Source organism: Nocardia sp. NPDC127526 (genome assembly GCF_042672265.1).
Lineage (GTDB): Bacteria > Actinomycetota > Actinomycetes > Mycobacteriales > Mycobacteriaceae > Nocardia.
Map to the genome: position 1 here is coordinate 32,994 of NZ_JBHXVO010000029.1, position 20,781 is coordinate 53,774.

The 20,781-nt window shown below is 67.7% G+C and carries 23 protein-coding genes and 2 pseudogenes; 12 read left to right on the forward strand and 13 right to left on the reverse strand.

What is annotated here, in order from left to right:
* Positions 1-5: 5 nt before the first annotated feature.
* The 3 genes from ACFVIV_RS31915 to ACFVIV_RS31925 all read right to left on the reverse strand — a co-directional run bounded on the left by ACFVIV_RS31915 (position 6) and on the right by ACFVIV_RS31925 (position 2,623).
* Positions 6-488, reverse strand: coding sequence for a cation:proton antiporter regulatory subunit (locus ACFVIV_RS31915; protein WP_379202781.1), 483 nt, complete (start codon positions 486-488; stop codon positions 6-8).
* 333 nt (positions 489-821) lie between these two features.
* Entirely contained in the window at positions 822-1,481 is a 660-nt protein-coding gene (locus ACFVIV_RS31920) for a response regulator (RefSeq protein WP_379202783.1), read from the reverse strand.
* Positions 1,478-2,623, reverse strand: coding sequence for a sensor histidine kinase (locus tag ACFVIV_RS31925; RefSeq protein WP_379202785.1), 1,146 nt, complete (start codon positions 2,621-2,623; stop codon positions 1,478-1,480). Before ACFVIV_RS31925 ends, ACFVIV_RS31920 begins: the two co-directional genes overlap by 4 nt.
* A gap of 278 nt (positions 2,624-2,901) precedes the next feature.
* Between ACFVIV_RS31925 and ACFVIV_RS31930 the strand changes: the two genes are divergently transcribed.
* The 4 genes from ACFVIV_RS31930 to ACFVIV_RS31945 all read left to right on the forward strand — a co-directional run bounded on the left by ACFVIV_RS31930 (position 2,902) and on the right by ACFVIV_RS31945 (position 6,870).
* A complete protein-coding gene (locus ACFVIV_RS31930) occupies positions 2,902-4,725 on the forward strand; it encodes a PDR/VanB family oxidoreductase (protein WP_379202787.1) in 1,824 nt (607 codons plus the stop codon).
* Positions 4,726-4,746: 21 nt separating this feature from the next.
* Positions 4,747-5,367 (forward strand): PadR family transcriptional regulator, encoded by a 621-nt coding sequence (locus tag ACFVIV_RS31935; RefSeq protein WP_379202789.1) that lies wholly within the window; start codon positions 4,747-4,749, stop codon positions 5,365-5,367.
* Positions 5,368-5,449: 82 nt separating this feature from the next.
* Complete coding sequence (locus tag ACFVIV_RS31940; protein ID WP_379202791.1) at positions 5,450-6,355, forward strand: CPBP family intramembrane glutamic endopeptidase; 906 nt, start codon at positions 5,450-5,452, stop codon at positions 6,353-6,355.
* Positions 6,356-6,369: 14 nt separating this feature from the next.
* A complete protein-coding gene (locus ACFVIV_RS31945) occupies positions 6,370-6,870 on the forward strand; it encodes an inositol monophosphatase family protein (protein WP_379202868.1) in 501 nt (166 codons plus the stop codon).
* Here ACFVIV_RS31945 and ACFVIV_RS31950 read toward each other — a convergent pair.
* A complete protein-coding gene (locus ACFVIV_RS31950) occupies positions 6,853-7,443 on the reverse strand; it encodes a DsbA family oxidoreductase (protein ID WP_379202793.1) in 591 nt (196 codons plus the stop codon). The genes ACFVIV_RS31945 and ACFVIV_RS31950 overlap by 18 nt on opposite strands.
* Here ACFVIV_RS31950 and ACFVIV_RS31955 point away from each other — a divergent pair.
* The 3 genes and pseudogenes from ACFVIV_RS31955 to ACFVIV_RS31965 form a co-directional block, all read left to right on the forward strand.
* Positions 7,411-7,536 (forward strand): annotated as a pseudogene (locus ACFVIV_RS31955) (winged helix-turn-helix transcriptional regulator); the annotation flags it as partial. The gene ACFVIV_RS31950 and the pseudogene ACFVIV_RS31955 overlap by 33 nt on opposite strands.
* A gap of 179 nt (positions 7,537-7,715) precedes the next feature.
* On the forward strand, positions 7,716-9,173 hold the full coding sequence (locus ACFVIV_RS31960) for an aminotransferase class I/II-fold pyridoxal phosphate-dependent enzyme (protein ID WP_379202795.1): 1,458 nt from the start codon (positions 7,716-7,718) through the stop codon (positions 9,171-9,173).
* 268 nt (positions 9,174-9,441) lie between these two features.
* Positions 9,442-10,560 (forward strand): serine hydrolase domain-containing protein, encoded by a 1,119-nt coding sequence (locus ACFVIV_RS31965; RefSeq protein ID WP_379202870.1) that lies wholly within the window; start codon positions 9,442-9,444, stop codon positions 10,558-10,560.
* A gap of 8 nt (positions 10,561-10,568) precedes the next feature.
* Here ACFVIV_RS31965 and ACFVIV_RS31970 read toward each other — a convergent pair whose 3' ends face one another.
* The 4 genes and pseudogenes from ACFVIV_RS31970 to ACFVIV_RS31985 form a co-directional block, all read right to left on the reverse strand.
* Positions 10,569-10,787, reverse strand: coding sequence for a CDGSH iron-sulfur domain-containing protein (locus tag ACFVIV_RS31970; RefSeq protein WP_379202797.1), 219 nt, complete (start codon positions 10,785-10,787; stop codon positions 10,569-10,571).
* Positions 10,765-11,130, reverse strand: a complete 366-nt coding sequence (locus ACFVIV_RS31975) for a hypothetical protein (protein WP_379202874.1) — start codon at positions 11,128-11,130, stop codon at positions 10,765-10,767. Before ACFVIV_RS31975 ends, ACFVIV_RS31970 begins: the two co-directional genes overlap by 23 nt.
* Positions 11,131-11,215: 85 nt before the next feature.
* Positions 11,216-11,497: pseudogene (locus ACFVIV_RS31980) on the reverse strand (50S ribosomal protein L11 methyltransferase); the annotation flags it as partial.
* The gene (locus tag ACFVIV_RS31985) at positions 11,448-12,422 is read right to left on the reverse strand and encodes an iron-containing redox enzyme family protein (RefSeq protein WP_379202799.1); all 975 of its coding nucleotides are present in this window, start codon (positions 12,420-12,422) and stop codon (positions 11,448-11,450) included. The gene ACFVIV_RS31985 and the pseudogene ACFVIV_RS31980, both read right to left, overlap by 50 nt.
* A 214-nt stretch (positions 12,423-12,636) precedes the next feature.
* Here ACFVIV_RS31985 and ACFVIV_RS31990 point away from each other — a divergent pair, with 214 nt between their 5' ends.
* Both ACFVIV_RS31990 and ACFVIV_RS31995 read left to right on the forward strand, forming a co-directional pair.
* Positions 12,637-13,476, forward strand: a complete 840-nt coding sequence (locus tag ACFVIV_RS31990) for an SDR family oxidoreductase (protein ID WP_379202801.1) — start codon at positions 12,637-12,639, stop codon at positions 13,474-13,476.
* A gap of 35 nt (positions 13,477-13,511) precedes the next feature.
* Positions 13,512-13,799, forward strand: a complete 288-nt coding sequence (locus tag ACFVIV_RS31995; protein WP_379202803.1) for a hypothetical protein — start codon at positions 13,512-13,514, stop codon at positions 13,797-13,799.
* A gap of 63 nt (positions 13,800-13,862) precedes the next feature.
* On the opposite strand, the gene ACFVIV_RS32000 is transcribed toward ACFVIV_RS31995, so the two are convergent.
* Entirely contained in the window at positions 13,863-14,384 is a 522-nt protein-coding gene (locus ACFVIV_RS32000; RefSeq protein ID WP_379202805.1) for a winged helix-turn-helix transcriptional regulator, read from the reverse strand.
* 57 nt (positions 14,385-14,441) lie between these two features.
* Here ACFVIV_RS32000 and ACFVIV_RS32005 point away from each other — a divergent pair, with 57 nt between their 5' ends.
* From ACFVIV_RS32005 to ACFVIV_RS32015, 3 genes are read left to right on the forward strand one after another with little or no spacing between them, the layout of a single operon-like run.
* The gene (locus ACFVIV_RS32005; protein ID WP_379202807.1) at positions 14,442-15,089 is read left to right on the forward strand and encodes a dihydrofolate reductase family protein; all 648 of its coding nucleotides are present in this window, start codon (positions 14,442-14,444) and stop codon (positions 15,087-15,089) included.
* Between the two features lie 20 nt (positions 15,090-15,109).
* On the forward strand, positions 15,110-15,397 hold the full coding sequence (locus tag ACFVIV_RS32010; RefSeq protein ID WP_379202809.1) for a putative quinol monooxygenase: 288 nt from the start codon (positions 15,110-15,112) through the stop codon (positions 15,395-15,397).
* A 54-nt stretch (positions 15,398-15,451) separates the two neighbouring features.
* Entirely contained in the window at positions 15,452-16,831 is a 1,380-nt protein-coding gene (locus tag ACFVIV_RS32015; RefSeq protein WP_379202811.1) for an acyl-CoA dehydrogenase family protein, read from the forward strand.
* A 15-nt stretch (positions 16,832-16,846) separates the two neighbouring features.
* Here the strand turns inward: ACFVIV_RS32015 and ACFVIV_RS32020 are convergent, their stop codons facing one another.
* The 4 genes from ACFVIV_RS32020 to ACFVIV_RS32035 form a co-directional block, all read right to left on the reverse strand.
* A complete protein-coding gene (locus ACFVIV_RS32020) occupies positions 16,847-17,545 on the reverse strand; it encodes a bleomycin resistance protein (RefSeq protein ID WP_379202812.1) in 699 nt (232 codons plus the stop codon).
* Positions 17,546-17,628: 83 nt separating this feature from the next.
* Positions 17,629-18,474, reverse strand: coding sequence for an NAD-dependent epimerase/dehydratase family protein (locus tag ACFVIV_RS32025; protein WP_379202814.1), 846 nt, complete (start codon positions 18,472-18,474; stop codon positions 17,629-17,631).
* Between the two features lie 136 nt (positions 18,475-18,610).
* Positions 18,611-19,072 (reverse strand): SRPBCC family protein, encoded by a 462-nt coding sequence (locus tag ACFVIV_RS32030; RefSeq protein ID WP_379202816.1) that lies wholly within the window; start codon positions 19,070-19,072, stop codon positions 18,611-18,613.
* 93 nt (positions 19,073-19,165) lie between these two features.
* Positions 19,166-20,743 (reverse strand): deoxyguanosinetriphosphate triphosphohydrolase family protein, encoded by a 1,578-nt coding sequence (locus ACFVIV_RS32035; RefSeq protein ID WP_379202818.1) that lies wholly within the window; start codon positions 20,741-20,743, stop codon positions 19,166-19,168.
* Positions 20,744-20,781: the final 38 nt, after the last annotated feature.

A 20,781-nucleotide genomic window follows, 5' to 3' on the forward strand; every position in this document is an offset into this window, starting at 1 on the left:
ACTTTTCAGCCATCCGTCAAAATTCTGGCGGCAGCCGTCAGGCTCTCCGCCGTACCGACAACAACCAACACATCCCCGGCCGTGAAGACGAAATCCGGGCCCGGCGAGGGGATCGCATGTCCCGCCCGCATCACGGCCACAATGGAAACCGTGGTGCGCGACCGCATCTGGGTGTCGCCCAGCTGCCGCCCGTCGTAGGGTGAGCGGCTCCGCACCGTGAACTGCCGGGTCTCGAGCTCTCCGTAATCCCGGTGCTCCTCGCGCAGCTGCGCCACCAATTGCGGTGCGCCCAGCAGATTCGCCAGTACCGTCGCCTCCTGCGCGGACAGCGGGATCTGGTCCGTCGCATCGGGATTGCCGGGTTTGCTCACGATCAGGTCGATCGTGCCGTCCTTGTGATCGATGATCCCGATCCGGCGACGGGCGCCCGACAGTGAGAATTCCTTGCGCACCCCGATGCCGGGCAGCTGTGTAACCTCGACGTTCACACAACCCACCCTAACCGGCGCCCCGGGGTCGTTGCCCGGCGAGCCGCGCCGGGACACCCCGAGCCACGCCGCCGCGCACAGCCGTTCGGCTATCGGCGCGCCGTCCGGAGAGAGAGGTACAGCATTGTCGAATACGCGGAATGCGTGAATGCCACGGGCGGCTCCTTTCGGGTCGATCCACGATGAAACGGACTCGTGGAGTCCCTTGCCGACCAGATTTCCCGGCCCACCTGGTGGGTAATGATTCCGTAAAGACGCCGGTCTGGCAAACCGGTCGCCCGTCTTAGAAGACGAATGTGACGAATCACGCTGGCATCCATCCGCTTCCGGCGCTTACTCGGGCCGGATCAGGCGGGCCTCATAGGCGTAGATCGCGGCCTGGGTCCGGTCGCGCAGGTGCAGTTTGTCGAGAATGCGGCCCACGTGGGTCTTGACCGTCTGCTCCGAAATGACCAGTTCACTGGCGATTTCGGCATTGGACAGGCCGCGGGCGATGAGAACCAGGACTTCGTTCTCGCGGGCGGTCAGCTCCTCCGATCGCTGGGCCAGCGGCGCGAATCGATCCGGGAATCGGGTGAATCGTTCGAGCAGGCGGCGGGTCACCGAAGGTGCGAGCATGGCATCGCCCCGGGCCACCGCCCGCACGGCGTCGCCGAGGGCATGTGCGGAGACGTCTTTCAGCAGGAAGCCGCTGGCGCCGGCGCGCAAGGCGGCGTAGACGTATTCGTCGAGGTCGAAAGTGGTGAGCATAATGATCCTCGGCGGGTACTCGGCCGCGGCGATACGCGCGGTGGCCTCCAGGCCGTCCAGGATGGGCATGCGGACATCCATGAGCACGATATCCGGCCGGGACCGCGCGATCTCGATGACGGCCTGCTCACCGTCGGCGGCCTGACCGACGACCTCGATACCGGGTTGGGCATTCAGCAGTACCGCCAGGCTCTCCCGGACCAATTGCTGATCGTCGGCGACGACAACTCGGATGGGCGTCATCGCGCCTCCCGCAACGGCAGCGTGACCGAGACCGCGAAGCGGCCGTCGCCGGTCGGTCCGGCTGCGCAGGTACCGCCGAAAGCCGCTGCGCGCTCGCGCATTCCGGTGAGGCCGTGGCCCCCGGGTTCGGCGGTGATCGCCGGGCCACCGAGCGGGTTGTCGACGTCGATCCGAATCAGACTGTCGTCCAGAACGATTCGCGCGCGCACGGGTGCGCCGGGCGCGTGCCGGACGGCATTGCTCAGCGCCTCCTGCGCGATTCGGTAGGCCGACAGGCCGATTCCGGGCGGAGCGGCCGAGAGATCACCCTCGATTTCCAGGTCGATGTGAGTTCCGGTGCCGCGCACCAGTTCCACCATGCCGCCGATATCGGCGAGAGCGGGTGGCGGAGCCGTGCCGGTGTCGGCGGAACGCAGCACGCCGAGGATGCGCCGCATATCCGCGAGCCCGGTCACGGCACTCTCGCGGATGGCGGCGAAGGTCTGCGGCGCGGATTCCGGATCGCGGAAGGGCGCGGCCTCGGCCTGCAGGGCGATCACCGACATGTGGTGCGCGACCACATCGTGGAGTTCGCGGGCAATGCGGGTTCGTTCCTCCAGCACCGCGTTTCGCTCGCGCTGGCGGGTCATGGCCCGTTGCTGGTCGCGCAGGCCGCGCCGGGCCACGGCCAGGCCGCGCACCGCGGCGCCGGCGATCAGGACCAGGCCGGTCAGGACGGTGAAATCGAGGAGGTCCGGCAGCCAGGATGGCGGGTGCAGCGCGACGGCCAGTCCCAGCCCGGCCGCGACGGTCGCGCCCCAGTAGGCCGCCGCATGCCGGGTCGGCACGGTCAGCGCGATCACGCCCAGCACCATCAGGTAGCTGTTGGCCATGGCGTCCACCCAGAGACCGCTGCCGGACCAGTACGACGCCAGTGACACCGCCATCGTCGAGCAAGCCCAGGCGATCACCGGGAGCCGCACCGCCAGCACCAAGGCGAGCGCTTGAGCCAGGGCCAGTCCGAGGGCGCGGCGGTCGGACAGGCCGGTGTCGGACATGAGCGTGTGCATGACGATGCCGAATACGGCCACTCCGAGTACCAGTGTGGCGGCGAAAACCGGTGCCCACCATGGCCGCGGGCCCGCCCGGGTCAGCCAGGTCATGAGATCACTATCGGCCACGGCGGACTCGGGCGTCGACACGATCGGCCGGATTTCCTCATCCTCTGGACGCTAGAAACCGCTGCCGGCGGCGGCATCCCGCTGCGGAGGGGTCTTCGAATATCACTCTCAGGTATGAGGACGCGGCACCGTGGGGTGAGGCGCGGGTGGCTCCGCGGTGCGATTTCGCGGTATCAGGGTGATTCCCGATGGCAGCGGGCGGGTTCGGCGCACATACTCGAATAGTCGATATCGACTATTCGAGCTCGCGGAGACGCATAATGCAGACCCAGACCGCTGTCCGTCCGGCCACCAGACCTGCCCGACCACCCGCCCGGCCCGCTACCGGCGCGCGAAACAGCCTGGTGGGCTTCGCGATTCTCGCGCTCGGGGCCGCGCAGCTACCGCCGCTGTTCCCGCCGTATCTGCCGGATGCGGTCGCTCCGATGTGGTACTTCCTCGCCGCACTCAGCGGTGGCCTGGCGGTGCTCGTGACGGCGTGGCGGGGCGTTCCGCGGCCGCTGGTGACGACGCTGGGCTGGGTGCTGATCATTGCGACCGTGCTGCAGGCGTTCGCCATTGGCGACGGGGCGGCGATGTTCGCGACCTGGCTTGTCGTACCGGCTGTTTCACGGCTCGCGGGACAGTTGCGGCCCGGACCGCGCAAGGCGCTCGTCGCGGCGCACGCCGTCGCGGCGGCCTGCTGGGTGGGTATCGCCCTGACCATTACGGCCATGGCGGTGGTGGCCATGACGACCGGGACCATCGAAACCAGCGTGACCACCTACGAACTCATGACGGTCTTCGACATCACGCTGCTGCCGTGGGCGAACTTCGCGACCGTGCTCACCGGGCTCGCGCTCGGCGTGACCACCGGGTGGGGGCTGATCAGGTACTACTGGGTGACGATCAAGCTGACCATTGCCGTGGGAGTGCTGGCCATGGCGTTCGGATTCCTGCACGACGCACTGGAGAAGGCGCACGAGGAGGCCGCGCGACTGGCCGCTACGGGCGGCACGAGCGCGGAGCTCACCGGCGCCGCCGATGTGGTCTTCTGGGGATTCGGGTCCTCGCTGCTCGGGCTGGTGAGCGCGGTGCTGTTGTCGCTGTACAAGCCGGGCGGGAAGACCAGGCGGGGCCGGCGACTGCTGCCCGCGCGGGCGGCCGGGCGGGAGATTCGCGCGACGGTGGCGGATCGCCGTGAACTCGCGACGGGGACAATCGCTGTGACCTTGCGGGCCGCCGGGGACGAGCCGCTGCCGGAGTGGGAGCCGGGTGCGCATATCGATGTGGTGTTGCCGTCGGGACGGGTGCGGCAGTACTCGCTCTACGGCGATCCCGGCGACCGCGGCTGCTATCGGATCGCGGTATTGAACGAGCCCGAGGGCCGTGGCGGATCGACGGAGATTCACGGGCTGCGTGCCGGGATGAGCATCGGTATTCGGGGGCCGCGCAATAACTTTCCGCTCGTCGATGCGCCCGCCTACGTGTTCGTCGCGGGAGGTATCGGGATCACGCCGTTCCTGCCGATGCTGCACCGGCTGTCTCGTTCCGGGGCCGACTGGCGGCTGATCTACCGCGGAAGATCGTTGGCGGCCATGGCATTCGCGACCGCGCTGCGGGCGCAGTACGCGGATCGGGTGACGCTGCTGCCGGGCGATACCCATTCCCGGCCGGATCTCGCGGCGCTGGTGAGCAACGCGCCACGCAAAGCGGCAGTGTACTGCTGCGGTCCCGAAGGACTGCTGCGTGCCGTGGAAATCGCTGCGGCGCAACGCCCGGACGTGACCGTGCACGCCGAGCGCTTCGCCGCGAGCAACCGCGCCAACGAGGCCGCGACGCCGTTCCAGGCCGTGCTGCGCCGCTCCGGTGTCGTCGTCCAGGTGCCCGCCGACCGGACGCTGCTCGCCGCCATCCAGGAGGTCGATCCCACCGTCGATCTGTCCTGTGAGGACGGTGTCTGCGGGAGCTGCGCCACCCGGGTGCTGGCCGGGGTGCCGGATCATCGTGACGATGTGCTGCAGGCCGGTGAGCGGGAGCGGGTCGATATCATCTACCCCTGCGTGTCTCGTGCCCGCAGCGAGCGCATCGAGCTCGACGTGTAGCTGGTGATCGAGGAGGGGCCCGTGGCGACTCGGCGGGACCCGCTGCACAATCCGCTCGCGCTCACGGTGCTCGCCTATCTGCTCGAGCGGCCCATGCACCCGTACGAGATCGGAAAATTGCTCAAGCAGCGCAATGCCGATCGGAATATCGGATATAAGCACGCCTCGCTCTATATGGTCGTGGACCAGCTCGCTCGCGCCGGATACATCACCGCCGTGCACACCGAGCGCGATGGGCAGCGGCCGGAGCGGACCGTGTACACCCCGACGGAGGCCGGTGCGGAACGGCTGCGCGACCACATGCGGGAGATGGTCGCGGTACCGGGCAAGGAGTACCGGCAGTTCGAGGCCGCGCTGTCCCTCATTGTCGTCTTGCCGCCGGAGGACGTTCCCGCGCTGCTCGCCCGGCGTCGCCGGGCCCTCCAGGAGCAGGCCGCGCAGCAGCACGCGGTGCTCGACAGGGCACGAGAGGTCGATCCGCTGTTTCTCATCGAATACCGCTATCGCCTCGAATTGATCGAAGCCGAACTGCGATTCATCGACCGCTTCCGCGAGTTGATCGAGCACGACCCGGCCGCGCTGGGCGAGTTCTGGCGGCAGTTCCACGCTGCGCGCAGCGCTCCCGGCGATCCGGTCGGCTGAGCGTGCGGGTGTAGCTCGCTACACCTCGAATTCGGGGGTTCGCACCGCTGATCTTCGTCGCCGGGCGCGGTGGGATCGAAACATGATCGATGGACGAGTGGGGCAACGACGGCCGGCGGTCTCGAATCCGGTGGGGGTGGCGGTATTTCTGCTGATCGCCTTCGGGATTTCCTGGCTCTGGTTGTTGTTCGCGGTTGTGTGGCTGGGGTTTTCGGTGATCAATCCGATCGTGCAGTTGCCGATGGGAGTCGCGCCGGCGATCGCGGCGCTGGTGGTCCGGCGCTGGGTGACGCGGGAGGGCTTCGCCGATGCCGCTCTGCCACTGCGGTTTCGCGAACGCCGGTGGTGGTATCTGATCGCCTGGCTCGGCCCCCTGGCCCTGGCTGTGGCCAGCATTGCCACGGCGGTGATGATCCGATTGTGGTGGCCGGACTCGTCCTGGCTGAGTTCGGATTTCGATATTCCGATCACCGGGCTGACGCCGATCCTGCTGGTGGCGGCGATCGTGCTGACGCCGCTGTACTTCGGGGAGGAATTCGGCTGGACCGGATATCTGCGGCCGCGGCTGTTCCCGGGACGGCCCATCGCGTCGGTGACCGCGACAGGTCTCATCTGGGCTTCCTGGCACTACCCGCTGGCCTTCATCGGCTACGTGCATTTCGGCAATGTCTTTGCCGGGCTGGGCGTGTGGACGATGTCCCTCCTGTTCCAGGAGGTCATCCTGACCTGGCTCTACCTGCGCAGCCGCAGCATCTGGGTGCCCAGCCTCGCGCACGCCGGCAACAATCTGGTGCTGTCCCTGCTGGTCGGCGACCTGCTGGCGGGCACGCTGGGCGACACCCTGGTCACCGCGCTGCTGGCCGCGCCCCTCGGCGTGACCGCCGGCTGGATCGTCTGCACCGGGCGGCTGAGAAAAGCCGTGACTCGGCCGGATTCGATGTCGCCGATCGCCGCGCGGCATAACCTCCGGAGCGGAGTCGGCAACTGAAGTACAGTATCGCCCTGCGAATCGACGGCGCCATCACCGTGGCGGCCGTGGCGGATCCGGTCGCCGAGGAGGTGTTCTGGACCGCGGGCGCGGGGGCCTTCCTCCGGGGCGATGGTCACGACCAGCCGCTCCGCCCGCGGCCCGACAGCCGGCTGGTCGATATCGATCTCGATCCCCCGTTCCCGAACCTGGAACGATTCCGCGCCGCCCGCCTGCTCGACGACGACCGCTTCGCCGCCGAATTCCATCCCCGCGTGCTGTCCACGTCCCTGGCGCTGGTCTGGGTGGCCGCCGGTCGGCGCGCGGCCTACCTCACCGACGGCGCCGAGTTCCGCGACAATGTGCACTTCACCAGCGGGATCGCGATCTGCCGAGCAGCGGGATGCACGGTAACCGGCCTGGCCGGGCAGCCCCTGCACAGCACCCCGGGCGGCCTCCTCGCCGCCGCCGACACGAGCACGCACGCGCGGCTCGTCGAACTTATCGGAGCACAGGGCCTAACCGCTGATCGGTGACCGCACCGACCGTTCGAGAAGTTCCCGGAACTCTTCGGGCTGCCGCGCGCCGGAAATCGCGTAGCGGTTGTCGAACACGAAGGTGGGGACGCCGCCGATGCCGAGCGTTCGGGCGGCGGCTTGGTCGGCGTGGACCGCGTCGGTGAAATCGGTGCCCGCCAGCAGGGTTCGGGTGCTGTCGGGATCGAGACCAACCTCGCGGGCCAGCTGGATGAGGGTCGCTGTGTCGGTGAGGATGGCGCCCTCGCTGGTGTAAGCGCGCATCAGTCGCTCGCGGATGGCGTCGCCGAGTTGGGCCGATTCGCCGAATTTGATGAGGCGGTGGGCGTCGTGGCTGTTCACGGGGCGGGCGCGGGACAGGTCGTAGTGCAGTCCGGCGCGAGCTGCCATCGCTTCGACCATTTCCATGCGTTCGCGGGTCTGCCGGTCCGTGCCGCCGAGGTCGCGTTGGGAGCGTTCGGGGAGGGAGAGGTTCGGTGCGCGCCCGAGGGTTGGGTCGAGTTCGAAGGCGTGCCAGTGGATCTCGACGTCGTCGCGTTGGTGGACGGCATCAGCGAGAAGATGCTGTCGCAAACCCTGCGCACGCTCGACCGCGACGGGCTCGTCACCCGCACCGTCGAACCCACCAACCCCCGCAGGTCAGCTACGCGCTGACCGGTCTGGGCCGCGAGGGCGCCGGGTATCTGTGCGACCTGATCTTCTGGATCGGCGCGAACACGTCCGCGATCGTGGAAGCCCAGGAACGCTACGATTCCACAGCTCAGTGACGGTGTTTGCGGGCGATCTGCTCGCAGCGAGGCGGCCCGTGGTGTTTGGCATGGCCAAACCGGGGTATCGCAGCCGCGATGGATCATGCACGCGCTCCAATTCTCGACGCGCTGGCCGATTACCAACGGCTCGGGCGTTATGGGTTCACGCCGCCGGGGCATCGGCAAGGCCGGAATGTGGATCCGCGGATTCTCGAGGTCCTCGGCGGGGCGATGCGGGCCGATGTGCTGGCCTCGCCGGGCTTGGACGACCGGCTGTCGCGGGAGGGTCATCTCACGCACGCGGAAGAGTTGATGGCCGACGCCGTGGGCGCCGAGTGGGCGTTCTTCTCGACCTGCGGCAGCTCACTGTCGGTCAAAGCCACCATGCTGGCGGTGGCGGGCGGCGACGGCGGGCTCATTCTCGGACGCGACAGCCACAAATCGATTGTGGCGGGGCTCGTGTTCTCGGGCGTCCAACCGTATTGGATCGCACCCCGCTGGGACGCCGAACGCCACTTCTCCCATCCGCCCTCACCGGAACAGGTCCGCGAGGGCTGGGAACGGCATCCGGATGCGGCCGGGGCGCTCATTGTCAGCCCCAGCCCCTACGGCACCTGCGCCGATATCGCGGCCATCGCCGACATATGCCACGAACACGGCAAACCCCTCATCGTCGACGAGGCCTGGGGCGCACACCTCCCCTTCCACCCGGACCTGCCCACCTGGGCCATGGACGCCGGCGCCGACATCTGCGTGGTGAGCGTCCACAAAATGGGCAGCGGCTTCGAACAGGGCTCGGTCTTCCACGTCCAAGGCGACCTCATCGACCGCGACCGCCTGAAACTGTGCGCCGACCTCCTCATGACCACCAGCCCCAACGTCCTGCTCTACGCCGCCATCGACGGCTGGCGCCGCCACATGGTCCAACACGGCCGCGAACTCCTCGACGCCGCACTGGAAACCGCCGCCAAGGCCCGCTCCGCTCTGGCCCGCATCCCCGGCATCACGGTCATGGAAGACGAACTCCTGGGCGTAGAAGCCTCCCACGATCTCGACCGCCTCCAAGTCCTCATGGACGTATCCCCCACCGGCGCAACCGGATACGACATCGCCGACTGGCTCCGCACCAACCGCCGCCTCGACCTGGGCCTCATCGACCACCGCCGCATCCTGGCCACCCTCTCCACCTCCGACGACCAAACCACCATCGACGCCCTGGTCGACGCCCTCACCGCCTGGCGCACCACCATCACCCCCACCCCACCCCCGCCCATCGACCTCCCCTCCCCCCGAGACCTCCAACTCGAACAGGCCATGCTCCCCCGCGACGCTTTCTTCGGCCCCTGCGAAACAGTCCCCCTCGACCAGGCCCCCGGCCGCATAGCCGCCGAACAGGTCACCCCCTATCCCCCGGGCATCCCGGTCCTGGTCCCCGGCGAACTCATCGACAAGGCGGTCATCGACTACCTCCGCTCCGGAACGGCAGTAGGAATGAACGTCCCCGACCCCGCAGACTCCGAACTACGCACCCTTCGGGTGGTCTCACTGGAATAGAATCCTTGCCCCCCCATCGCAACGATGCACGGCGAGAAGCTCATTGGGGTGAGGCACATGAGCGATGGCATCCGGCGAGCGATCGGCGCGGAGCTGGATCGGCGGTGGGGTTGGCACTACCGCAAAGAAGGGTGTTCGCCAGCTGGTTGGGGGTCCCGGACTGCTCGTAGCGTGACTGTGTCCGCAGCAGAAGGGAATTGTTTTGCGTATCAGGGAGAGTCGTCGGGTACTGGCCACTGCGGTGGCGGTGGGACTTGGGGTCGCCGTCGTGGCGGGATGTGATTCCGGGGACGTCCAGCAGGGGAGGACGAGTGGCGCGGAGATCGGGCGGGCGGATGCTGTTGCGGCCCTGAATCATTTGGTTTCAGGGGACAAGTTGCCGGGCGCTCAGGTTGTGGTGAGCGATCGGGATGGGGTGTGGGTCGCTGCTGCGGGGGTGGGTGATATCGAGCGCGGGACGCCGTTTCCCGAGGATGCGCGGGTGCGGATCGGGAGCAATACCAAGACATTCGTGGCGACCGTCGTTCTTCAGCTGGTGGCGGAGGGAAAAGTCGAATTGGATGCTGCGGTGGAGAAGTATCTGCCGGGAGTGGTGCAGGGGCCGGGGATCGACGGGAATCGGATTACGATACGGAATCTGTTGCAGCACACCAGTGGGCTGCCCGAGTATGCGGCGGAGTTCGGGGTTGCGCCCGAGCCCGGACAGCTCGATATCTACAACGAGCAGACTCGGTGGATGAGGACGGATATCACTGAGGTTGTGCGTAATGCGTTGACAGCGCCCGCGGATTTCGAGCCGGGCGCGCAGTGGGCGTATTCCAATACCAACTACGCATTGGCGGGAATGGTGATCGAGAAGGTTACCGGAGAGACGGTCGGGGCGGAGATCACGCGCCGGATCATCGAGCCGCTCGGCTTGCGCGACACCTATTATCCCGGGCCGGATGAGACCGAGATCCGGGGACCGCACCCTGTCGGATACAGCGGGCTCGGCGGCGCACTGGTCGATTACACGAATCTGAACCCGTCGTGGGCCGGTGCGGCGGGCGCGATGGTCTCGACCGGCGCGGATATGAACCGGTTCTTCACCGCACTGCTGGATGGGCGACTGCTCCCGGCCGATCAACTCACGGAGATGAAACGCACGGTGCCCGTGCCGGTTCCGGGAGCATCGATCGGCTACGGCCTGGGCCTGATGCGCCGCACGCTGTCGTGCGGAAAGGACAGCTGGGGCCACGGCGGCGATATCGACGGTTTCGAAACCCGCGGCGGCGTCACCAGCGATGGCCGCGCGGTCACCGTCAGCGTCAACCAGGTCCCCGAACAGTCGCAGGCCACAGCCGATGTCGGGAAGGTCGTCGACGCCGCCCTCTGCGCCACACCCTGAGCCGGGGCCTAATCGCCACTGTCCGTGCCGCGCCGGCGCTTGCGATGACTGGTGTCGCACAGCGGATAGATCGCGGAGCGGCGGCACAGGCACAGCGCGACCACGCAGCGGTCGGAACGGATGATGCGACCGTCAGCGGTTACAAGCTCCACCGGACCCTCGACCAGGGCCGGGCCATCGGCGGTGTAAGTGATTGTCCGCCGGTTACCTTCGGGGTCGGTCGGCACGGATCACCACCAATTCCTCGTCCTGCTGTCCGGGCGCGAGCAGGCCGCGCGCCGTCAGCCGGCCCGCACGACGGCGCAATACCGGCCCGAACGGTATCGTCGCGCGGGCGACCACCGCGGCTTTCAACCCGCTGCCGCGCAGGCCGGTGAGGGTGCGGTCAGCGTCGCAGAGTCCGGAGTGGACCATGAGCAGAAAGCCGGTGGCGGACAGCCATTCCGGCGCGAGCCGGCACAGGGCGTCGATGGCCGACCGGCCCTCGAATCCGGCATCCCAGCACCGGTCCTTGCCCCGGGGCGGCCCGGCCGCTTCGGCGGGCATGTACGGCGGGTTGGCGAGCACCACATCGAATTGCCGCCCGCGCAGCGCATCGGAAGTCGCCGCGGATCAGCTCGATCCCCGCGCCTCGCACGCGACTGTTCAGCCAGGCCGAAACCAGAGCGGCACGGGAGATATCCACGGCCGTCACCGATGCGGCGCGAGCCCGGGCCGCGGCAATGGCGAGCACGCCGGTGCCGGTGCACACATCGAGGACCCGGCCGTGCGGCGGTGTACCCGCGTCGGCGAAAGCGCGGAGGAGCATTCGGGTATCGGCTTGGGGCTTGTAGACACCCGGTGCACGTATCAACATCACGAGTACCGGATAGCCGGTGAACCGCTCGCTAATCCGCAGGTCGAGTCCGCCGGGGGTCGATCGCGGGACCGGCCGCATCCGCCAGCAGGGAGCTGCGGTCCTCTTTCCAGCAGGTCAGCACGTGATCGGCGAATCGGTCTTCGAGCAGTGCGGTGGCCTGGATTCCGAAGACGATGTCCGCGCGCAGTCCCGGCTCACGGGTCAGCAGATCACCGATGACCTCACGGCGCAGCAGCTGCTCGTGAACCGCGTCGGCCTCGACGTGCTCACGGTAGAACAGCACACAGGCGGGGTCGGCTTCCAACCTGGTCAGCGCGTCGACAAGGCGTCGAGACGCGGGTGAAGACGTGATCTCCACGGACGCGAAATGACCGATCCCCGCACCCCGTAGATCGCGGTGCAAGCCGAACAGCGACATCATGTTGACGAGCGCGAGCATGGGGGCCGGAACGACGTCCAGATAGTGCAGGTAGCCCGGATCCAATCCCGCGCCCGCCAGCAGGTCCGCATAGAGCCGGTGGTGGATGCGTTCGCCGCGCCCGCCCCCGAACTCGTCGAATTCGACGGCGACCAGCGCGGCCTTGGCCTGCCCGCGCAGCCGGGGAATCAACCATGCGTACGGGTCGGCCTCCTGGTGATGCAGGATCGAGCGATGCACGAAGTACTCGCGCAGCTGCCACGGTAGGCCGTGGTCACGCAGGTAGGGGCCGAGACCGGTCTCCTCGGCGGGGACCGTCAGCAGTTCCTCGAGTTCCGCGTCGAGATCGCCGCCACCGGCCGTGCCGTCGCGCAGGGCCGTCAGCAACCGCCGTTCGAGTTCCGCACGTAGACCCAGCAGCCCCGGATCCCACTCCCAGCCCGGATCCACGCCCTCGAGATCGTCGTAGTGCAGCGCGTAGCAGGTGTGCAGCGCAAGCTGCAGATCATCGCCGTACGGATCGGCGTCGCGGCAGACCGGAACCGGCGTTCCGGCCTGCCGCAGCAGCGTTTCGGCCACCGCCATCGACAAGTCACCGCGCGGGCGGGGCAGCGGTCTCGTGGGGTCGGTTTTCGCGAAACGCCGCACTGGGCAACTCCTCGGTTACGGGAATGTCCGGCATTGATCGGCGTACCCCGCCCGCGCCCCGCCAATCCCTGTGACGGCGTCCGAGGTTTTCGCACGGGGTGCTCGGGTATGGCCGCAGCATCCGCCCTATCCGCGCCGAAGGGAGTACATCGTGGGATTTCCCGAGCAACAACAGCAGGTTCCCGGATCACAGCAGCAGATGCGCCCCGCGCCGGATTGCGGCGAGGACAGCTATCGCGGCTCGGGCAAGCTGACCGGCAAGGTCGCGGTGATCACCGGCGCGGACAGCGGAATCGGGCGGGCGGTGGCCATCGCGTTCGCGCGCGAGGGCGCCGATCTGGTGCTCTCCTACCTCAGCGAGCACGAGGATGCCGCGGAGGTCGAGAAATTGGTGCGCGATGCCGGTCGCCGCGCCGTTCTCGTACCGGGCGACCTGTCCGACAGCACGCACTGCTATGCCCTGATCGATACCGCCGTCAAGGAATTCGGCACGATCGACGTGCTGGTCAGCAATGCGGCCTATCAGATGACCCATGACAATCTCGAGGAAATCAGCGACGAGGAGTTCGACTACACCTTCAAGGTGAACGTGTCGGCCTACTTCACCTTGGTGAAAGCCGCTCTGCCGCATATGAAGGCGGGCGCCTCGATCATCGGCAGTTCCTCGGTGAACTCCGATATGCCCTCGCCCACTCTCGCGCCGTATGCCGCCACGAAGGCCGCGATCGCGAATCTGTCGGCCAGCCTCGCGCAACTGCTGGGCCTGCGCGGGATTCGCGTCAACAGCGTTGCGCCCGGGCCGATTTGGACCCCGCTGATTCCCTCGACCATGCCGGTGGAGAAGGTGACCGCCTTCGGCGACGACACTCCCCTGGGCCGGGCGGGTCAGCCCGCCGAGCTCGCACCGGCCTACGTGCTGCTGGCCGGCGACGACGGCAGCTACATCTCCGGTGCGCGGGTCGCCGTGACCGGTGGCCGGCCGATCTTGTAGTCGAGCGCGGGCGACCGCTGCTAGGAGGAATTCCGATGCCCGATAGTGCCGATATCCCCGATGATGCGCGCACGACGCGAACCCACGCCGGGGAAACCATTCTCGACAACCGCAATTGGCCCGGCCTGATCCTCATCCTGCTGAGCGTGGTCGGCCTCGGAGCGACCCTCACCGCCGCCGGCTACGGCTTCGCAGGCTGGGCAGTCATCGCCGCGGTCGCGGGCGCGCTATGCCTGATCGGCGGCAGCGCCTTGATCCTGCTCGAGCACCGCAGGATTCGAGCCCACCGCGGACAGAGCCTCCGAGACCCGAAGGGCCACTAGGGTTCCGAGTCCATCGCACGGCGTCGCCATGCAGGCCGCGCTGACCGCTTCCGCCGGGATGGCCTAGGACTCGGCGACCGCCGCGAGGTAGGCGGCGGTCAATTCCGCGAGCACTCCATCCGTGCGGGCGGGCACGCCCTCCAGGTGGGTGGCGCGCAATTCGGCCATGAACCGTTCCCAGAGTGGTGGCCCACCGGCGGCGAGCAATTCCGCTCGCACCGTCAATTCCGGCGCGGTCTGCAACCAGGCCGCGCCCCACGCGCCGAGCTGCGCGAGGACCGGCACCAGCTGGATGGACGCCTCGGTGAGGTGGTATTCCACCTTCTGCCGATGACTCGGATCGTCGTGCCGGGTCAACAGGCCCGCGTCGACGAGCTTGGCGAGCCGGTTGGCCAGAATATTCGATGCGATGCCCTCCAGGGATGCGGCGAGCAGTTCCCGGAAATGCGTGTGCCCGCCGAACATCATGTCGCGCAACACGATCAGGCTCCACCGGTCCCCCAGCAGCTCCACGGTCATATTGATCGGGCAGCCCGATTTTCCGGGCGGCACCGGCAGCTTGCGATGAACAACTGGTTGCGACACGAGATCAGTCTAGGTAGATTCGCAACCGATTGCACATTGCAACCAGAAGGGTTTCTCATGGCACAGCTGGTCCGCGTTCAAAACTTCATGGTCTCCGCCGACGGCTACGGCACCGGCGAGGGCCAGAGCCTCGACCGCCCCTTCGGCCACGCCGACCCGGGCGCCCTCTTCGCCTGGGCGGGCGCCACCGCGCACTGGCCCAACCGCACCGAACCGGGCGGGACCTACGGCCTCGACGACTACATCACCCGCGATTACGCCAACAATATCGGCGCGGAAATCATGGGCCGCAATAAATTCGGCCCGCAGCGCGGACCGTGGGAGAACTACGACTGGCAGGGCTGGTGGGGCGACGAGCCTCCCTTCCACACCCCGGTCTTCGTCCTCACCCACCACGCGCGCCCGTCGTTCACGCTGGGCGAGACCACATTCCACTTCCTCGACGCCTCCCCCAAGGACGCCCTGGCTCAGGCCCTCGAGGCCGCCGACGGCAAGGACGTCCGTATCGGCGGCGGCGTCGCCACCGTCCGGCAGTTCCTCGACGCCGACCTCATCGACCAACTCCATTTCGCCGTCTCGCCAACCGAACTCGGCCGCGGCGAACGCCTCTGGAACAGCCCCGACGACCTCCTCGACCGCTTCCACCTGGAGAAGGTCCCGAGCCCGGGCGGCTCGGTGGTCCACCATTTCTTCTGGCGCAAGTGACCGCCGAGCAGGAGCAGCCGATGATCATCGTCGCAGGGCATATCCGCGTCGACGCCGCCGAGCGTGACTCCTACCTCGCGGGCTGCGTCGCCGTGGTCGACCAGGCGCGCACCACGCCCGGCTGCCTCGATTTCTCCGTCAGCGCGGACCTGCTGGACCCCGAACGGGTGGTGATCTTCGAGCGCTGGGAGACGCGTGCCGCGGTGGAGGCGTTTCGCGGCAGCGGGCCCAGCGCGGAGCAGACCGCCGCGATTCGGTCCGCCGCGGTGGCCGAGTACGACATCGCGGGGGTGCGGTCGCTGACCTGAGCGGTGTTTCGCTCGGCGGCGTGTCGAGGAGCGCTGACGGGGTATCGACCATTCGTGACGTTCGATCTGACTCCGACGGCAGCGCAGCACGACCTGGCCAAGCGGGCGCACGAGTTCGCCCGCGACCGCATCCGGCCGGTGGCGGCGCACTACGACCGGACCCAGGAGTTTCCGTGGCCGATCTTGGAGGAGGCCGCCGATCGAGGGTTCTACAGCCCGCTGTTCTATCGCGACCTGATCGGCGACTCGACCGGACTGTCACTCCCGATGTTCATGGAGGAACTGTTCTGGGGCTGCGCCGGCATCGGATTGGCGATCGTCATGCCCGCCCTGGCGCTGTCGGCGATCGGCCGGGCCGCCACACCCGAGCAGATGTTGCGCTGGGCCCCCGAATGTTTCGGCACGCCCGGGGATCTGAAACTGGCGGCACTGGCCATCTCCGAACCCGAGGGCGGCAGCGATGTGCGCAACCTGCGCACCCGCGCCGTCCGCGACGGCGACGAGTGGATCATCAACGGCCACAAGATGTGGATCGGCAATGGCGGCATCGCCGACGTGCACGTCGTGAACGCCGTCGTGGACGAACAGCTCGGCCACCGCGGCCAGGCCCTGTTCATCGTCCCCGGCGGCACACCCGGCCTGGAACTGGTCCGCAAGCTCGACAAACTCGGCTGCCGCGCCTCCCACACCGCCGAACTGACGTTCACCGATGTCCGCATCCCTCTGGATCACCTGCTCGGCGGCATCGACAAACTCGAGCACTCCCTGGCCACCCGCCGCGCAGCCATCCGCGGCGACGGCCGCTCCGGCTCGGTGACCCTGGGCACCTTCGAGCAGACCCGCCCCATGGTCGCCGCCCAGGCCCTCGGAATCGCCCGAGCCGCAATCGAATACATGACCACCTACGCCAAGCACCGAGAGGCCTTCGGCTCCCCGATTATCGACAACCAGGGCATCGCCTTCCCCATCGCCGACCTCTCCACCCAGCTCGACGCCGCCCGCCTGCTGACCTGGCGCGCCTCCTGGATGGCCGCACGAGGCGTCCCCTTCCACCGCGGCGAAGGTTCCATGGCCAAACTCGCCGCCAGCGAACTGGCGGTCCGGGCCACCGAACGCGCAATCCAAACCTTGGGCGGCTGGGGCTACATCACCGACCATCCCGTAGAGAAATGGCTCCGAGACGCCAAGCTCTACACCATCTTCGAAGGCACCAGCGAAATCCAGCGCATAGTAATCTCCCACGCCCTCGGCGCAGCCCCCGACCGCCCACCCCTCCACGTCGACCTCGCCCCCTCCGGCGGCCCCCTGAGCAAACTCTTCGGCCGCGGCACCAAAGCCCGCACCAAAGCCGCAGCCACCGCCCTCAACATGCGCGACCGCGTCCCGACACCGGTGTTGAAAGCCGCCCTGAAGATCCTCCGCCCACCACGCTGACCTTGCTGGTTCCGCTCACAGCCCGGCTTCGAGTTCGGCGGCTCGACGAAGATCGTCGGCCAGTTCTAGGCCGTCGGCTCCGCTGGACCTGGCACGGTTCAGTAGTTGCTCGGCCAGGGTCGAATCGCCTTGGCGGACTGCTACGTCGGCGCGGAGGACCAGGAGTTTGACGAGTTGCACCGGGGTTGGTTGCTCGTCGGTTCGATGGAGGGCTCGGTCTAGGACTTTCACCGCCAGTTCCAGGTCCTGCTTGGAATCGGCGAAGAGGGAGCCCATGTGGATGGCGCGGGCGAAGGTTTCTTTCGGGAGCGGGCGGTGGCGTTGGTCGTCGCTGATCGGCTGGGCGATCTGGATGGTGTTGCCGGCGGGGTCGTTCAGCAGGAATTCTCGTACGCCGTAGGTTTTGTTCTTCAGTGCGCCTACTCGCGGAAGCCCTTGTGTGGGTACGGATCCGAAAGCTTGCCGGAGTCCTTCCGTGAAGGCCGCGAACAGGTAGTCGACGTCGTCGGTGTCGATCAGGCAGCCGTGGGTGGAGGTGGTTGGGTCGAACTTCTTGTCTCCGTAGAAGTTCAGCTCGATGCCGCCGCGTTTCACGCTGAGGAACTGGTAGGGCGCCGTTTGCCGGAAGGTGATCTCGAAGCCGAGGGCGGTGTAGAAGTCGGCGACCGGGTCGATCGATCGGGCCATGAGTCTGGGAATTGTCTTCTCCGTCATGGACCTGAAGGTAGGGACGCGGGCCGGTGGCGTGCACATGAAAGTGAGAAGGCCGACTTTCCCTGGTCATCGACGATTTGGTGCTATCTGGGTGCCGGTACGAGCGTTTCGACACCGTAGGCGGGGTGATAGCCGAGGTGATCCCCGGCGCTGCGCGAATCGTAGACGCGGTCGATCTTGGCCGGGAGCGGCCAGCCTTGCCGGTGGAACAGGGCCACTACCTCGGGGGCTCGATCGGTGATCAGCGCCGTTGCGTCGCACCATAATTGGCGGGTGTCGGCGGGGTGGAACAGCATTGGGCCGGCGATATTGAATGTCCCGGTGGCAGTGGGGTGTTCGGCGGCCAGCCGGTGTGCGCGAGCGACGTCGCGGACGTCGACTCCCCGGTAGAGGCGGTGCGCGGCCTGGGTGGCGGGCGGCTCGGGAAAGCAGCGGGCGATGCGCAGCACGATCGTCGCGAACGGGTGATGAGCGCTCGTGACGAGGGTTTCGGCCTCGAGTTTGGTTTCGTCGTAGATATCGCGCGGCCGGGGCGGTAGTGATTCGTCGACCCATACCGCGCGGCCGTCGGGTACGAGGGCGTGGCCGTATACCGAGGTGGTGCTGGTGTAAACGATTCGCTGGACGCCGGATTCGGCCGCTTGCCGAAGGAGGGCGGCGGTGGCCTCGACATTGACGGCGCGAAACTCGTTGTCGGGAACCGCGCCGACATGCGGGGCGTGCAGTGCGGCCGTGTGCACGACCACCGTCGCACCGGTGAGGGCGTCGGTTCGGATGCCCGGGTCGCGCAGGTCGCCTCGATGGGTCGTCCATGGTCCCGGGCACAGGTCCCAGCCATGCACCTGCCATCCCGCGCTGTGCAATTCCCGCGCGACCGCGGCTCCTACGACACCGGATGACCCGGTCACCAACACCGTTCCCAACCCCATGAAGGCCGACATTACCCGGGGAAGGCCCGATCGGTATGATCATCCGGTTTCGTCCCGCTATCGCAGGGCACCCGCGTGGCATGAACCCTGAAACCGATCCAGCGGACATCCTTCTTCTCGGGAACCGCCTGACCCCTCAGCGCCCGGGACGCGGCACATCGCCACGCCAGGCGCCGGTCTCGTGCGGCCGATCCTCGATGAACTCCTTGAACCGGCGCAGATCTCCCTTGATCCGGCGATCGAGCAGCCCGGTCTTATCGCCGACGTTCTCGACGAATCCCTCCGGATCGATATCCATCTGAGTGATGATGCGCGTGGTGTCGTCGCTGATGCGGTGGAAGGTGACCACCCCGGCATGACAGGGTCCGCTGTCGGAATGCCAGGCGACCCGCTCATCGGGATGCTGTTCGGTGATGGTCGCATCGAATTCGCGTTCCACCGGTCCGAATTTGACCTTCCAGTGCGTATGGGTCGCATCGAGCTGATCGATCCGCTCCACGCCCTCCATGAACTGCGGGAACGATTCGAACTGCGTCCACTGGTTGTAGGCGGTACGCAAGGGCACGTGCACCTCTGTCGACGCGGTGATGGTGCTCATCGGGGGCCTCCTCTGATCGTCGTGTCCCTCGCCTACCCGGGCGGCAGCCCACGAAACCGGTGCCCCGGTGCCGGATCAGCTCCTCGACCACCGCTACAACACGAACATGTCCGACCAAGGCTGGGTGGTGCGGCCGGAGAGCGCGGCGAGCAAGGCCGCGGCCTGGCTGTCGGTCAGTGAGGCGACGAAGTCGATGATCGCGCGCCCACGCGCCAGTTCATGGATCGCTTCGGGATCCCGCCCGGTCCGTCCTGCCGCACCGAACACCGTGGGCATATCCGTTGCGGCGAGCGTGCGATATTCGGCCTCGGCGCGTTCGGCCAGATCCTGCAGCCGGCGCGGTAGCCGGCTCGCCTCATCGCGATCACCGATCCAGCGGTCGAGCGCCTCCACCAGCGCGGTCACCAGCCGCGCCTGCCCACGCTGATGCAGCGCGAAATCCGGCCGCAGCAGCACGAACTGCTTGTGCACGAACTTGAGCACCTGCACCTCGTGCCATTGCGCGGGCGCGAGCAATACGTGCCCGGACCGGGTCGGCGGATTCGGCACCACACCGATCCCGGACACCAACCGGCTCGTCCACCCGGCGGAGAACCGCCCGACCGCCTGCTCGGCCTCCGCCGAGCCGTCGAACGGCATGGCGAGCAGACCTTCCACCAGCTCCGCCTGCACCCGCGACACCGCGGCGGAGAAGGCATCATCGTCCACGATCCAGGAATCCCTGCTGTGCAGCCGGCGGCGCAGCAGCTCGAGGGACTGCCCGGGTCGCCGCGACCACTTGGCCAATTCGGTGTCGTCGAGCGCGGCGAGTTCTCTTGCATGGGAACGCCATTGGCCGAGCTCGGCGGCGACCGGCGCGTGCTGCAGCACGCCGATGCGGTGGAAGTCCTCCAGATCGTGGATGGCATAGGCGATGTCGTCGGCGATATCCATGACCGAGGCCTCCACCGTCTGCTGCCAGCCCGCCAGCTTCCCGGCGAAAGGCGCTCTCGCCTGGGCCATCTCGTCGAGTTCGGTGATGTACACGGAGAACTTGCTCGACCCGCTGTCCGGCGCATCGGCGGGCGCGGAAGCGCCCCGCGGCGGATCAGCCATATCGCGGGGATGCGGGTCGGGATGCGACAGGCGCGTCCACGGGTACTTCAATATCGCCGCGCGCACGGCGGCGGTCAGATCGAGCCCGATCCCGATCGGCCCACCGGCATCGGTACTGGTGACGATCCGCAGACTCTGCGCATTGCCCTCGAACCCGTCCGGCAGCGCGAACCGCTCCCAGGCGAGCCGGTCGAGCACCTGCTCACCGAGATGCCCGAAGGGCGGATGACCGAGGTCGTGCGCCAGCCCGGCCGCCTCCACCACATCGGGATCACAACCGCCGAGCCGTTCCAGCAGCGGCCCGACCTGCTCGTCGGCCGCCAGCCGCTCCGCAATCGCCCGCCCGACCTGCGCGACCTTCAGGCTGTGGGTCAACCGGTTGTGCAGCAGGCTGGAACCGCTCGCACTCACCACCTGCGTCACTCCCCCGAGCCTGGCGAAAAACGGTGAGGCGATGATCCGATCCCGATCCACCCGATACGGGCTCACCGCGAGATCGGCAGAGGTGGGGCGCGCGGCAGGGGCGGACCCCTGCCAGCGCCGAACCTGCCGCGGATCCGGACTATCACCAGTCATGATCTCGACCCTACTGCCGCGCCGCCCTCGACGAGACG

What these genes read in the sequence shown, in the direction of transcription:
- ACFVIV_RS32005 (WP_379202807.1), top strand. Translation starts at nt 14,442, where the DNA reads ATGGCACAGCTGGTCCGCGTTCAAAACTTCATGGTCTCCGCCGACGGC.
- ACFVIV_RS32035 (WP_379202818.1), bottom strand. Translation starts at nt 20,743, where the DNA reads ATGACTGGTGATAGTCCGGATCCGCGGCAGGTTCGGCGCTGGCAGGGG.
- ACFVIV_RS32010 (WP_379202809.1), top strand. Translation starts at nt 15,110, where the DNA reads ATGATCATCGTCGCAGGGCATATCCGCGTCGACGCCGCCGAGCGTGAC.
- ACFVIV_RS31940 (WP_379202791.1), top strand. Translation starts at nt 5,450, where the DNA reads ATGATCGATGGACGAGTGGGGCAACGACGGCCGGCGGTCTCGAATCCG.
- ACFVIV_RS31985 (WP_379202799.1), bottom strand. Translation starts at nt 12,422, where the DNA reads ATGGCGGTGGCCGAAACGCTGCTGCGGCAGGCCGGAACGCCGGTTCCG.
- ACFVIV_RS31925 (WP_379202785.1), bottom strand. Translation starts at nt 2,623, where the DNA reads ATGACCTGGCTGACCCGGGCGGGCCCGCGGCCATGGTGGGCACCGGTT.
- ACFVIV_RS32025 (WP_379202814.1), bottom strand. Translation starts at nt 18,474, where the DNA reads ATGGGGTTGGGAACGGTGTTGGTGACCGGGTCATCCGGTGTCGTAGGA.
- ACFVIV_RS32020 (WP_379202812.1), bottom strand. Translation starts at nt 17,545, where the DNA reads ATGACGGAGAAGACAATTCCCAGACTCATGGCCCGATCGATCGACCCG.
- ACFVIV_RS31960 (WP_379202795.1), top strand. Translation starts at nt 7,716, where the DNA reads ATGGATCATGCACGCGCTCCAATTCTCGACGCGCTGGCCGATTACCAA.
- ACFVIV_RS31930 (WP_379202787.1), top strand. Translation starts at nt 2,902, where the DNA reads ATGCAGACCCAGACCGCTGTCCGTCCGGCCACCAGACCTGCCCGACCA.
- ACFVIV_RS32030 (WP_379202816.1), bottom strand. Translation starts at nt 19,072, where the DNA reads ATGAGCACCATCACCGCGTCGACAGAGGTGCACGTGCCCTTGCGTACC.
- ACFVIV_RS31920 (WP_379202783.1), bottom strand. Translation starts at nt 1,481, where the DNA reads ATGACGCCCATCCGAGTTGTCGTCGCCGACGATCAGCAATTGGTCCGG.
- ACFVIV_RS31995 (WP_379202803.1), top strand. Translation starts at nt 13,512, where the DNA reads ATGCCCGATAGTGCCGATATCCCCGATGATGCGCGCACGACGCGAACC.